Source organism: Pseudanabaena minima str. Chao 2107 (assembly GCF_051131155.1).
GTDB classification, from domain to species: Bacteria; Cyanobacteriota; Cyanobacteriia; order Pseudanabaenales; family Pseudanabaenaceae; genus Pseudanabaena; species Pseudanabaena minima.
Map to the genome: position 1 here is coordinate 2,034,863 of NZ_CP159508.1, position 12,792 is coordinate 2,047,654.

A 12,792-nucleotide genomic window follows, 5' to 3' on the forward strand; every position below is an offset into this window, starting at 1 on the left:
GCTATTCAGTCAGTAAACTGTCATCGGCTTGCAAATCACTGTCTTCGCCATTATCTTGGACTGACAAAGACTGAGGAATACTAGCAAGCTTATTGATATCTGATGGCTTCGCGTTTTTGGGTGGTTTTCCTTCTGGCTTACTCAAAATCTCTTTGATTAAAGCATTCTCAGTTAGAAGTTTTTCCGAGTCCACATACTCCATAACCTGTTCTGGAGTCAACTCGTATTGCTCTAGTTTTTCGGCTTTTTCGGCTAAAGCTTGCAGTGCCAGCAGAGGAGCTATTTGCTCCGCAACTATTCCCACCCACTCACCTCCATTATTAAGAAGTGTTAGAGCATGATTTTGAGCCGTTGCCCCAGTAATATTTTCAGAACGAACCATGCAAGCTCTTGTTTGCTTGAGATTATTAAAATCAACCAATTTAGATAGAGCGCTAGTTAGTGCATTCCCTTTCTTTTGGATTACAGCAACGCCAATAAATGTAAATGGGCCGGTTACATTTTCAGCTTTACGGACTTTAATCTTGAAAGGGACGAGATCGCTATATTTTTTATCTTGCTCTTCAACCAATTCATAAACTCGGAAACCCTCAATAACCTCCTCTACTAAAAGTCTAAAAGCCAGATCGAGAGCCTTTGAAATTTTGTCTGAGTCATCAATAATATCGTCTATACGATCATAAACTTCCATCATCTGTTCTTTGAAGCATTCGGCAACTCGATTGCTAGTCGAAGTAGTCGGCGCAACAGCAGGGAGATCTGTCACACCAATAATAATTGGTGGCTTTGGTGTCCAATTTTCCTCACACCAACGTAAAACTTGACGAGATGGGGCTCTATCACTCGCAAAGATTTGTCTTAATTTATCCTCTTGAAAAGGGTAGAAAGAATCGGGAGGAATAACATCGTGCTGTTTATAAAATTGTTGTAAACGATGCTTGATCAAAGCAAGGCTAGACTGTTCATCAAGAAATTCTAAGCGAATTTGATGATCGAAGCGATCATATGCAGCGCGAGTCTGACTACTAACAGAAGACTGAGCAGATAGAATATCTTCTTCAAGTGTCTGCGGAAATACAGAGAGCAAAATAACAATTCGTTTTATATTGTTTCGTAAGTATTTTGCTAAATCAATCAAGACTTGAACAAGCGTAAGCATCTGACTATTCACTTGAGGAGTATCTAACTCGTCAAAACAAAAGACAATAGTTTTATATCTCGTGATTAGATTTAATAGATCGCATGTGTAGGCAAAAGAATCAGGTTCCCGATCTACTGGTAGATTTAAACTCTTGGCATCCTCTTCTGCTAATTTCTTTCCCGCAAGCCACATAGCAGCAAATGGAGCAGCTTCAGGCAAAAGTGTCCATAAAATTGCTCTAATCAAGAATACATTTTTTATATCGGGACATTTTTTCGCTATTCCATTAGTCCAAGCATTGATCTTGCTTGGATCTTTTGCAAAAATACTAGGGAATTGATTTACAAGATGTTCGACTGAACACGGGGTATTTCCTCTTGCATCAAAGTACATTGCCGCAGCTAGAGCTTGCCATTGGGTGACATTAGGGCAATATTCTCGTTTGAGGCTATATACAAGGGATTGCAAAAATTCTGACTTGATTAGATCAAGGTTGTCATATTCACCCATGTAAACAAAAAAAGCTTTGTCATTGGCGTTTAGATGGTGATGCAATCGGGCAAATAACTGTGTTTTTCCTAGACCACGTTCGCCAATTAGTACCGCCCCCTCTGAAGTTGACTTACCTATATCAACATCATCAATAAGTCTCAGGACACTATTAAAAGCATTCTGATTAATTTCTGCTACGCCAGAATAATCGAGACTCCAAACATTATGCTGGGCTGTTACTTTGGCAGAGAATGGATTGTATTGTTCAATAAGTTGATTCAAAACTTTAATGTCAGTCATTTGTTGTAGCACCTTTTCTTTTATCTCTTATTTTGTTTTCTTGGTTGCATAGCATCGCAAACCACTAATAGGAGTTGAAACAGAATCCTGTAGTTTGTCTGGTGAGCTATCCTCCACTCCACTTTCTTGAAGTAGCAAAATGTCATCGGCTTGCATCTTAATCAACCACTCGTTAAACTCTGAGCGAGTTACAAGATCCCCAATTGAACGGCGAATTTTGTAAATAGGGACAAAGTTATTGTGACTAAACTCAAAATTAATCCGATCATAAGTTTCTAAAGCCACAACCTTAAACTCATCGTAAGTCGAGATCTTAGATGCGATCGCATCCACACTCACACCTTGATATTGCCTAAACCATCTTAGAGCTGCATTCGCCAATCGACTGCCCACCAACTGCCCCTCAAACCCAAAATCCGCCGACAGCAAACCCGTCGCCAACTGTTGCAAACCCGCATCCGTCAGCGACAACTTCGGCACTTTCTTATCCATCGTCAAGGCGATCGCCCCACGTTCAGCAAGATCCTGCAAGCTCACCTCATATACCGCCTTCTTCTCCTTACCCTTGTAAGGACGCAAAAGCTCACTTCTCTTGACTAGCCCCTGACCATTCCCCAATCCCCACAAATTTAGGAGCAAACGTATTTCGTTATTAACTGTACTCATTGTTATTTATTTAGGCTGCAAACCTGAACTATGTATATTTTCAAAGCAAAAAATTAGACTGAAATTAAGCAACCACACCCACTATTTTTAGGATAATGCTTTTGCGTCCCGTTTTCTAAGTTTTTTGAGGCAAGTAGCGTCAGCAATAGCGCGATCGCCCAAAATAAAGGTAGGATTTCCGATGGATTATTAACAACACCGCAACCGTCATGGATCACCCCAAAACCTTGGGCTACTCACAGCCAGCCGAATGGCAACCCCACACCGCCTGTTGGCTAGCCTTCCCCAGCCATCGCGACCTGTGGTTAGAATATCTCGATATCGTCCAAGCGGAATTTGTCGCCCTTGCCAAAGCGATCGCCACATCCGAACAGCTAGAAATCTTAGTACTAGAAGAAACTGCTGCCCTAGCAAAAGAACTACTCGGTGATTTGCCCGTGCGCTTTCATCAGATTCCCTTTGGCGATATCTGGATGCGCGATATCACACCGATCTATGTCAAAAATGCAGAGGGAAAATTAGGAGCTTTGCGTTTTCAATGGAACGGTTGGGGAGGCAAATATATGCTCGAACATGATGATCGCGTGGCTACGAATATTCTTTCAACCCTTGATATTCCTAAATTTGAATTTGACTGGGTACTTGAAGGTGGTGCGATCGAAGTCGATGGAGCAGGAACCTGTCTCACCACTAAGCAATGTTTACTCAATCCCAATCGCAATCCTCATATGGATCAACAAGCGATTGAATTAGGATTAAAAAATGCCTTGGGAGTAGAAAAGGTACTGTGGATTGAGGAAGGACTTCTCAATGACCATACCGACGGGCATATCGACACGATCGTACGTTTTATCGCACCTCATACCGTCATGTGTATGCAGCCAACCTCTGAAGATGATCCTAATTACCAAGTTCTCAATGATATTGCCAACCAATTAGAAGCGATGACCGACGCTCAGGGGCATAAATTAAATGTAGTTAAAATTCCTTCACCAAGTCTCGTTCTCGATGACGAAGGCGAAATTATGCCCGCCAGTTATCTCAACTTCTACATCTCCAATGACAGCGTAATCATTCCGCTCTATGGTTCTGCTAATGATCAGCTAGCAGTTCAAGCCATCGCTAAGCATTTCCCTAATCGCCAAGTGATCGGGCTTTCAGCAAAGCATATTCTTCTTGGCGGTGGTGCTTTCCATTGCATTACTTGTCATCAGCCCAAATAGTAAGTTCGGATAGCCATAAAATTGCTATTCCATCGCACAGGGCTGACTACCGAATTACAAACTTTTGTAGTTAAAAAGTTTGAAGTTTTAACCAAGTTAAATATACACAATAAATATCTTGATGCAATTAAGAAACCATTTAAGAATTGTCTAGATCCCCCCCAGCCCCCCCCTTATAAAGGGGGGAGAATTAATTAATTTTTCTTCTCTTTACAAGGGGGATTGAGGGGGATCATTAAATCCCCCAATTCTGGGGGACTTTGAAAGAATTTTATTTTCTTGTTCCCCCAGAATTGGGGGCTAGGGGGCGATTAATTGTTGACTTGACTAGGTTTTATGACTTGTGTGTACACGGTAGCCTTAAAAAGGGGGGAGAATTAAATTCTTCCCCCTTTTTAAGGGGGATTGAGGGGCATCTCTTAGGGCTTTCAGCGCCAGAAGGTAATTCTTAAATGGTTTCTAAAATCCAGAATCAAAGCCTGTATCGCTCGTACAGAAAGCAACCGAGTTAATAATTAGAGATGATCGGCTAAGCCGATCATCTCTAATTATTAACTCGGTTGCACAAAAAGGTAGGGGCAATTCATGAATTGCCCCTACCTTTTTTGTTTTGCTTATATAGTGGTAAGTTGATAAACGCTATAAACCGTAACTTGCTCTGCTAATTAAAAAACAGAAATTGGGTTACGAGCTTATTTGTTTTCTAGACCGAGAACGCGACCGCCGTCAAAAGATGATGTTGAAAAATTATTTCTACTATATTCCTGACTATATTCAGGCTGTTGCGAAGCTGGTGATAGAAATGTTGAATTGGAAATACGGAGATCAGGAATAACATTTAAGCAGTCGGTGCAAGTTACAACTGGTGGTACTACAACTGGTGGTACTACAACTGGTGGTACTACAACTACAGGTGGTGGTGGTGCGGGAAGTGTGATACTGCCACCTGAAACTGGGGCTGGGAAAATACCAGCAACTGCTGTTGATTCAGTTATATCAGCACTGAAATTGATTGTAGTAGGGGCATTTGTGAATGTACCATTTGGACCAGTTCCATTGGTGGTTCCAACAAATATGAGCGGGTTAGGACCACCATAATACCAATCAATAAGCAGATTATTACCCACATTACTCACATTACTAGGGACTGATGAGGTCACTGCGTCGGTGATAGAAATACTTGAATTTGTTAAATCACCGTTGAATCCGTCGGCGTCAATACTTACAGAACCAATGGGTGTGAGAACAGTAGAACTACTGAGATTTAAAATGGTTGAACCGTTATCCAAGTTTAGATTAACTGTCCCACTTATAATTGGAACGGTTTGAGCAGAACTCGGTGCTGCTGAGAGCATACCAGTGCTTACAGCACTGAGCAAAACAGACAAGGTAACAAATTTTTTCATGATTTTTAGATTCGCTAGAAATGTAAAGAACAAGGATTTTCGGACAAAGACATAGAGCTCGTTCCCCCCTGCGATTACCTGACAAAATCAGCAATATCAATCTGCCAATAGTTCAGTAATCCACTTGATGTTCAATATGCCTGAATTAAAATGCTGAACGATCAACATTGATAGGAACTGAAATAATGACTAAAGCATTATTTCGATTCCTACTATAAAAAGCGATCTTTTAGAACCCATTTAAGAATTGCCTGACACTTCAAATCTTTAGGGCTTACGCAAAAATGACTTGAAACCTGCATTTTATCGTAGGGGCAATTCATGAATTGCCCCTACCTTTTTTGTTTTGCTTATATAGTGGTAAGTTGATAAACGCTATAAACCGTAACTTGCTCTGCTAATTAAAAAACAGAAATTGGGTTACGGGCTTATTTGTTTTCTAGACCGAGAACGCGACCGCCGTCAAAAGATGATGTTGAAAAATTATTTCTACTATATTCCTGACTATATTCAGGCTGTTGCGAAGCTGGTGATAGAAATGTTGAATTGGAAATACGGAGATCAGGAATAACATTTAAGCAGTCGGTGCAAGTTACAACTGGTGTTACGACAACTACAGGTGGTACTACAACTACAGGTGGTACTACAACTACAGGTGGTGGTGGTGCGGGAAGTGTGATACTGCCACCTGTAATGGGAACGTTAACAACTAAAGGGATGGGAAGTTGAAATTCGCTAGTAGAAAATGTTGCGTTGATTGTAGTTGGCGCATTGGTAAATGCATTATTTGGTACAAACGGAGCTGTTCCATCTGTAGTACCAGTAAATATAAATGTAGTGAGCGGTGCATCATTCCCATTAAAAAAGTCAGTCTCCCCATTAATATTTGTGATTTGTGATGCAACTACGTCGAATAAACCAACACCTATATTAGGTGTAGTAGCAGCGATGCTTCCATTCAATGCACTAACACTGACAGCGCCAAGAGGTGTTAGAAGAGTCGTATTTACAATAATAAATGAAGGTGTAGCTCTATCCGGACCAGTTGGAGTAACATCGAGACCAATAGTTGTACCAGTGATAGGTACAGTAACAGTCTGGCTAAAGCTGGGGGATGCAGCAAGTAGTATTGTGGATGCGCTGAGACAAACAGACAAGGCAACAAGTTTTTTCATGATTTTTAGATCCTCTAGAAATTAAAGAACAAGGATTTTCGGACAAAGGCATAGATCTCGTTTCCCCCTGCGATTACCTGACAAAATCAGCAATATCAATCTGCCAATAGTTCAGTAATCCACTTGATGTTCAATATGCCTGAATTAAAATGCTGAACGATCAACATTGATAGGAACTGAAATAATGACTAAGCATTATTTCGATTCCTACTATAAAAAGCGATCTTTTAGAACCCATTTAAGAATTGCCTGACACTTCAAATCTTTAGGGCTTACGCAAAAATGACTTGAAACCTGCATTTTATCGTAGGGGCAATTCATGAATTGCCCCTACCTTTTTTGAGTTGCTTATATAGTGGTAAGTTGATAAACGCTATAAACCGTAACTTGCTCTGCTAATTAAAAAACAGAAATTGGGTTACGGGCTTATTTGTTCTCTAGACCGAGAACGCGACCGCCGTCAAAAGATGATGTTGAAAAATTATTTCTACTATATTCCTGACTATATTCAGGCTGTTGCGAAGCTGGTGATAGAAATGTTGAATTGGAAATACGGAGATCAGGAATAACATTTAAGCAGTCGGTGCAAGTTACAACTGGTGGTACTACAACTGGTGGTACTACAACTGGTGGTACTACAACTACAGGTGGTGGTGGTGCGGGAAGTGTGATACTGCCACCTGAAACTGGGGCTGGGAAAATACCAGCAACTGCTGTTGATCTAGTTATTTCAGCACTGAAATTGATTGTAGTAGGGGCATTTGTGAATGTACCATTTGGACCAGTTCCATTGGTGGTTCCAACAAATATGAGCGGGTTAGGACCATTATTTGAACTGTAATCCCAATTAATATTCAAATTATTACCCTCATTACTCACATTACTAGGGACTGATGAGGTCACTGCGTCGGTGATAGAAAGAACTGAACTTGTTAAATCACCGTTGAATCCGTCGGCGTTAATACTTACAGAACCAATGGGTGTGAGAACAGTAGAACTACTGAGATTTAAAATGGTTGAAAAGCTATCCAAGTTTAGATTAACTGTCCCACTTATAATTGGAACGGTTTGAGCAGAACTCGGTGCTGCTGAGAGCATACCAGCGCTTACAGCACTGAGCAAAACAGACAAGGTAACAAATTTTTTCATGATTTTTAGATTCGCTAGAAATGTAAAGAACAAGGATTTTCGGACAAAGGCATAGATCTCGTTTCCCCCTGCGATTACCTGACAAAATCAGCAATATCAATCTGCTAACAGTTCAGTAATCCACTTGATGTTCAATATGCCTGAATTAAAATGCTGAACGATCAACATTGATAGGAACTGAAATAATGACTAAGCATTATTTCGATTCCTACTATAAAAAGCGATCTTTTAGAACCCATTTAAGAATTGCCTGACACTTCAAATCTTTAGGGCTTACGCAAAAATGACTTGAAACCTGCATTTTATCGTAGGGGCAATTCATGAATTGCCCCTACATTTCGTTCTTTTGCGTAAGTTCTAATCTTGTTTAAAGCTCTAGGTATCTAGCCCCCTAAGTCCCCCAATTCTGGGGGACTTAAATCTGGTTCCCCCCAGAATTGGGGGGCTAGGGGGGCTAGAAGTACAATTCTTAAATGAGCTTTTAGAACGAAAACGTAGTTCTCAAAGCTCCAATTGTGATCGTGTCGCTACTAGCGGTATTACCAGGACTAAACACAAATACCACTCCAGGGGTAATACTGATGTTCTTGGAAATAGGATAGCGATAGAACAACTCAAGATGGGTTGTGGTCGCAGGTTGAGAACCCGTGATACCACCCGTGCCACTGAGCAAACTAGGGAAGTTGATATTTCCACTCAAGTTGCTGCTGGTGATGCTAGGTGGTTGTCCAACATAAAGTCCAAACAAATCACCTTCCTTAAACAGGTCAATCAAGTTGGCATAGGTCATCCAATTAAAAGTATTCACATTGCCAGAAAATCCAGCATTCTGAATATTAGAATTAGTGAAACCAAGCCAACCACCAAGATTGAGTTGATTGGTTGCCCGCCAAGTAAGCGATCCACCAAAGGCATTGGTGTTAAACTTCGAAGCGACATTGGTTGGGAAAGTGATGCCCACGAAGTTATCACCAACAGCACTGCCGAGCGTACCGTTATTGGTGTAGGAATTGAGGTAATAGATCGAAGCATCGACGCGCTCAAAGATAGTGGCAGCTAACTGCACACCAATCGAAGTCGGTCCACCAAACAAACCACCATCATCAGTCGCCGCCGCCGCATTACCTGCTGAGTAAACACCCTGCAAGCTGAACCCTTTGGCAATCTGCCAGTCAAAACCTAAACCTGCTTGTCCAGCATTGAGACTAATGATCGGGTTGCGCTGAGCAAAGAGTGAGATCGGACCACTCCCTGCACTTTCGATGCGATTTGCGCCACGAAATACGTTGACTGCACTTATGCCCCTAGGACCAACAATAATCGCAAGGCGATCGCCTAGATAAAAGCGATAGTTGAGATCAGTTAGCCTCAATGTATTACCTGTATTGCCTTCATAGGCTAGACGAGTAAAGCCATTGTTGAGCGCATTAAAGCTGGTAAATGGTGCATCAGTGGAAATGTTACCTGCTTGTAAACTGGTCAGTAACAAACTGCGATCGGGAAACTGAGTTAGTAAACTAAGTTGAACATTTGCTCCAAAGTTAACATTCGTCGCAGGATCTGCCGATACAGCACCAACAACTCTAGGCAGATTGGCATTGTTATTCAGGCGACCTTGTAAACCAAAAATAGCTTGACCAAAAAGTTTAGTCGTTGTCGAGAACTGCTGTGCTTCGAGTTTCGCAGTCTTCGCATCAAGGGCATCTACACGACCACGCAGAGTAGCAAGTTCAGCAGCGAATTCTTCTTGAAGCTTTTGCAATGTGGCAAGATCTTCTTTGCTGACTTTATCAGCCAGTCCTGCGGAAATAATCTCATTGATTTTGTCTAAACAAGCATTCAACCCAGCCGCAAATTCATAGCGACTAGTTGCTTGTTTACCGCGAAAGGTGCTGTCAGGATAACCTGCAATACATCCATAGCGCTCAACCAGAGATTGCAATGCGGTAAAAGCCCAATCTGTTGGGCGCACATCACTTAGTTGAGAAACTGATGAAACGTTTTGAGCTGTTTTTGCTGACGGACGCTCGATTTTAAATTGATTAATCTCATGAATCAGTGACGATTCGCTAGATTTGTTTGTTACAGGAATAGTTTTGTCTAGAGGGATCTTTACCATCGGATCGTTACCGATTGCTCTAATCAAACTAGATTCATTTTGATCCTTGGTAACAGTTGGAGTCTCAGCCTGAGCAACATCTGCGATCAGCATAGAAGATGCGATCGCAGCGCTAGCCAAAGCCAAGTTTGACAGCTTACTATACTTACGAATTTTTAAATGCATTGATAAACCAATAAAGCCCCACCCACAACGATTATCTACATATATCATATGTATTTATTTAAATCTATCATTTTCAATAGTTTTGTTCAATAATTTTGTTGTTAAGTCAACAGTATTTTGTCGTATTTCTCATGATGAAACGAATCTACTGGCTTTAACAACTATTCCCAAATCTGCTAATAATTGTTAAAGAAGCTTTGTGTAATGATTTCAAAGACATCATTTTTCATAATGAGAATTGCTGATTAAATGGAAGGAAACTAATTATGTCATGGATAGAATTGAGCCTCGATACTACTAATGAAGCCGTGGATTGGATTTGCACATTACTTGCCAATGCGATCTCAACCGAAGATATGCACATCCGCGAATATCGCGATCGCTCAGCCGAATGGACATTCACAATTCAAATGTATCTACTCGAAGATGACCAAATTCATCAACGTATAGAGACTATTTCTTCTATCTTAAAACCACTCCATCGCACAGGTATGACTAGCGAACTACAAACTTTTGTAGTTGATCAGAAGCCTCCTAAAATGGAACATAATCCCGAAAATTCTTTAATTCGGCGAATAGGCGATCGCTTTGTAATTCTATCGGCTGACTCTGACTATCAAGCTATTAATTCCCAAGAGATTATTCTCCGTCTCCAAAATAGTCTCGCCTTTGGCAGTGGATTCCATCCCGCCACAATCCTGAGTTTGCAACTAATAGAACGCTTAATAGAACACCATACTCAGCCACCACTTGATGCTCTCGATCTTGGGTCTGGTTCAGGGATTCTCAGTGTAGCTCTAGCCAAACTCGGCGCGACAGTGTTGGCAATTGATAATGATCGTATCGCTGTAGATGCTACTCAAGATGCAGTGGAACGCAATCAAGTCTCGCAACAGGTCACTGTCAAATGCGCCAGCCTCGGCAGTGCTAGCCAGCTAGGGCATTGGATGGGTGGTGATAGCATTGAGTCTGTTCCTGAAGTTCAAGCTAATGGACAATTCGATCTGATCGTTGCAAATATTTTTGCGCGAGTTCATATTTCCCTCGCCTCCGATTTTTACAAGGCTCTACGCAATACTTCTACACATTCAGGAACCCTAATCACCGCAGGATATACCAGCGATCGCGCCGAAGATGTCACCCAGTCCATGATAGAAGCAGGCTTTGAACAATGTGATCACGTTCACATGAACGAATGGATCGCGATCGCCTATCGTGTTCGCGATCGTTAATAAAATTTGAGTGTAAAGCGAAAGCTAGAAAGATGCTTTTCAACTGAGAGACAAAGCAAAAATCAATATTAAAAATCCCTATGAACTATCTAAAACTATTGCCAATCTTGAGTGTGTTTGCCTTTCCTGCTATGGCTGTAGCACAATATCCGATTATTTTTAATCACGTCAAATATATTTCTATGAGCCAAGATTCCTGTATCAGAAGAGCAGAAATAGCTGCCAAAGATGCTGGATTTGATAGTAACTTTGAGCCACTGGCTAATGGAGCCTTTGGAGTCAATGGCAACTATAGTGTATCAATCCGCTGTGAAGCAAAACGAGGAGTTGTGTTCTTTGCTGTAGCAGGTCCCGACAACCAAACATCAAGTAATCTCGTAAGAAGGGTACAAAGGATTTTTTAAGGGGTTTATTTCTGAAATTGTTTTTATAAGTAGCTGGGCTTAATTAAAATCTAAAACCAGAGGTTGTTCCGCCCGCGTAGCGGGCGGAACAACCTTTTTGGTTTTTAGTTTACTTATGCCTAGCTACTTAGCAATAAAAGTTTTGCTTAGGACATAAAACCCAGATATATGAAGGCGGCGCGAAGCGCCGCCTTCATATATCTGGGTTTTGATTTATCCTAGCTAACTCTTTTATTGCTATACAACCCAAACTCAAGAATATAAGTGGCGATGCTTTGCACCACCACTTATATTCTTGAGTTTGGGCTGTAATTGAACTTAACAATTGCTTAGACGTAGCTAAACACAAAAGATTGATTAAAGTCAGATAATAGTAATCATCTGGGCTAGTAGCGATCGCTACTAACTCAACTTATGCCTTGATTAGACTAAATACCAGTTTAGAAATAGGCTAGCTATTTCTAAACTTTTAAATCACAAAGAGGAGTTGGGAAATATATGGTGTATACCCCTTTGATCGGTTTTACTCTATTTGTCATCCTATTTTTAGGAGTCGCATTTACCCTCAGTTATTTCTGGTGGGCCGATCGCTACAAAACTCCAGAAGTCATTGCCGCAGAAGTAATGCAGTTTTCCGAACAATTCACTAACGCATTGTCAGTTTTTGCGGTGGGAATGCTTGCCTTTGGCATTATGTTGATATTTCTTAACTTTTCCATCAAATAAAAAAGGGAGTGCATAGCACTCCCTTTTTTATTTGATAGAAGGGCAGCGCGAAGCGCTGCCCTTCTCTTATTGGTAAGACAAGCAGGGCTTGGACAACTATAAAAAACCTACCGCCCCACCCAGCAAAACTCCCATCCCCGCGATCGCTAAAGGATGAATAACCAAAGCCCAAATACGCGGAATTTTAATCCCTTCACAAAGTGGAAATAATAAACTAGCGATCGCCGCATTAATTATTAAAAAGCAAATTGCCCATAGGGGAATCCATCGCAGATTTAAGCCTACTAGTGCAATCCATACAAAAATATTGGCGATCGCCACCAGTCCCACACCTTGCAACCAAGCTTTCCCAGACTCAATATGGTGATTTGGTGACATCCAGACTAGCCCCATCCATGTTAGGGCTGCCAATAAACCGCAGGCGATCGCATCGAAAACAAAGTGCATATATTTTTGCGTCTCGCTAGTAACTTCTCATTGATATAGCGGTCTTTACTTTGCCTACGGCAAAATGAAAACTTAAACCCCTTACTAGGATTAGTTGTTTGTTTTCAAATGAATAGGAACTCATTTAAAAATTGATAAATTGTGTAG

At 41.1% G+C, this 12,792-nt stretch carries 11 protein-coding genes; 4 read left to right on the plus strand and 7 right to left on the minus strand.

Annotated elements, in window-relative coordinates; genetic code table 11:
• Position 1: 1 nt before the first annotated feature.
• Together ABM313_RS09075 and ABM313_RS09080 are read right to left on the minus strand one after the other, a co-directional pair.
• The gene (locus ABM313_RS09075) at positions 2 to 1,933 is read right to left on the minus strand and encodes a hypothetical protein (protein WP_434687425.1); all 1,932 of its coding nucleotides are present in this window, start codon (positions 1,931 to 1,933) and stop codon (positions 2 to 4) included.
• Positions 1,934 to 1,960: 27 nt separating this feature from the next.
• Entirely contained in the window at positions 1,961 to 2,599 is a 639-nt protein-coding gene (locus ABM313_RS09080; protein WP_434687427.1) for a hypothetical protein, read from the minus strand.
• Positions 2,600 to 2,808: 209 nt separating this feature from the next.
• Between ABM313_RS09080 and ABM313_RS09085 the strand changes: the two genes are divergently transcribed.
• Positions 2,809 to 3,822: an agmatine deiminase family protein gene (locus ABM313_RS09085; RefSeq protein ID WP_434687429.1), complete on the plus strand. Its 1,014-nt coding sequence runs from the start codon at positions 2,809 to 2,811 to the stop codon at positions 3,820 to 3,822.
• Positions 3,823 to 4,514: 692 nt separating this feature from the next.
• Here ABM313_RS09085 and ABM313_RS09090 read toward each other — a convergent pair.
• The 4 genes from ABM313_RS09090 to ABM313_RS09105 form a co-directional block, all read right to left on the minus strand.
• The gene (locus tag ABM313_RS09090) at positions 4,515 to 5,228 is read right to left on the minus strand and encodes a hypothetical protein (RefSeq protein ID WP_434687431.1); all 714 of its coding nucleotides are present in this window, start codon (positions 5,226 to 5,228) and stop codon (positions 4,515 to 4,517) included.
• A 428-nt stretch (positions 5,229 to 5,656) separates the two neighbouring features.
• Positions 5,657 to 6,403: a hypothetical protein gene (locus ABM313_RS09095; RefSeq protein ID WP_434687433.1), complete on the minus strand. Its 747-nt coding sequence runs from the start codon at positions 6,401 to 6,403 to the stop codon at positions 5,657 to 5,659.
• Between the two features lie 426 nt (positions 6,404 to 6,829).
• Positions 6,830 to 7,552, minus strand: a complete 723-nt coding sequence (locus tag ABM313_RS09100; protein WP_434687434.1) for a hypothetical protein — start codon at positions 7,550 to 7,552, stop codon at positions 6,830 to 6,832.
• Positions 7,553 to 8,033: 481 nt separating this feature from the next.
• Entirely contained in the window at positions 8,034 to 9,884 is a 1,851-nt protein-coding gene (locus ABM313_RS09105; protein WP_434687436.1) for an iron uptake porin, read from the minus strand.
• A gap of 218 nt (positions 9,885 to 10,102) precedes the next feature.
• On the opposite strand from ABM313_RS09105, the gene ABM313_RS09110 reads away from it, so the two are divergent.
• The 3 genes from ABM313_RS09110 (at position 10,103) to ABM313_RS09120 (ending at position 12,198) form a co-directional block, all read left to right on the plus strand.
• Positions 10,103 to 11,068 (plus strand): 50S ribosomal protein L11 methyltransferase, encoded by a 966-nt coding sequence (locus ABM313_RS09110; RefSeq protein WP_434687438.1) that lies wholly within the window; start codon positions 10,103 to 10,105, stop codon positions 11,066 to 11,068.
• Positions 11,069 to 11,148: 80 nt separating this feature from the next.
• Positions 11,149 to 11,472: a hypothetical protein gene (locus tag ABM313_RS09115; protein ID WP_434687440.1), complete on the plus strand. Its 324-nt coding sequence runs from the start codon at positions 11,149 to 11,151 to the stop codon at positions 11,470 to 11,472.
• A gap of 498 nt (positions 11,473 to 11,970) precedes the next feature.
• Positions 11,971 to 12,198, plus strand: coding sequence for a hypothetical protein (locus tag ABM313_RS09120; RefSeq protein ID WP_434687442.1), 228 nt, complete (start codon positions 11,971 to 11,973; stop codon positions 12,196 to 12,198).
• 96 nt (positions 12,199 to 12,294) lie between these two features.
• Here the strand turns inward: ABM313_RS09120 and ABM313_RS09125 are convergent, their stop codons facing one another.
• Entirely contained in the window at positions 12,295 to 12,645 is a 351-nt protein-coding gene (locus ABM313_RS09125; protein ID WP_434687444.1) for a hypothetical protein, read from the minus strand.
• Between the last annotated feature and the right edge of the window lie 147 nt (positions 12,646 to 12,792).

What these genes read in the sequence shown, in the direction of transcription:
- ABM313_RS09075 (WP_434687425.1), bottom strand. Translation starts at nt 1,933, where the DNA reads ATGACTGACATTAAAGTTTTGAATCAACTTATTGAACAATACAATCCA.
- ABM313_RS09080 (WP_434687427.1), bottom strand. Translation starts at nt 2,599, where the DNA reads ATGAGTACAGTTAATAACGAAATACGTTTGCTCCTAAATTTGTGGGGA.
- ABM313_RS09085 (WP_434687429.1), top strand. Translation starts at nt 2,809, where the DNA reads ATGGATCACCCCAAAACCTTGGGCTACTCACAGCCAGCCGAATGGCAA.
- ABM313_RS09090 (WP_434687431.1), bottom strand. Translation starts at nt 5,228, where the DNA reads ATGAAAAAATTTGTTACCTTGTCTGTTTTGCTCAGTGCTGTAAGCACT.
- ABM313_RS09095 (WP_434687433.1), bottom strand. Translation starts at nt 6,403, where the DNA reads ATGAAAAAACTTGTTGCCTTGTCTGTTTGTCTCAGCGCATCCACAATA.
- ABM313_RS09100 (WP_434687434.1), bottom strand. Translation starts at nt 7,552, where the DNA reads ATGAAAAAATTTGTTACCTTGTCTGTTTTGCTCAGTGCTGTAAGCGCT.
- ABM313_RS09105 (WP_434687436.1), bottom strand. Translation starts at nt 9,884, where the DNA reads ATGATATATGTAGATAATCGTTGTGGGTGGGGCTTTATTGGTTTATCA.
- ABM313_RS09110 (WP_434687438.1), top strand. Translation starts at nt 10,103, where the DNA reads ATGTCATGGATAGAATTGAGCCTCGATACTACTAATGAAGCCGTGGAT.
- ABM313_RS09115 (WP_434687440.1), top strand. Translation starts at nt 11,149, where the DNA reads ATGAACTATCTAAAACTATTGCCAATCTTGAGTGTGTTTGCCTTTCCT.
- ABM313_RS09120 (WP_434687442.1), top strand. Translation starts at nt 11,971, where the DNA reads ATGGTGTATACCCCTTTGATCGGTTTTACTCTATTTGTCATCCTATTT.
- ABM313_RS09125 (WP_434687444.1), bottom strand. Translation starts at nt 12,645, where the DNA reads ATGCACTTTGTTTTCGATGCGATCGCCTGCGGTTTATTGGCAGCCCTA.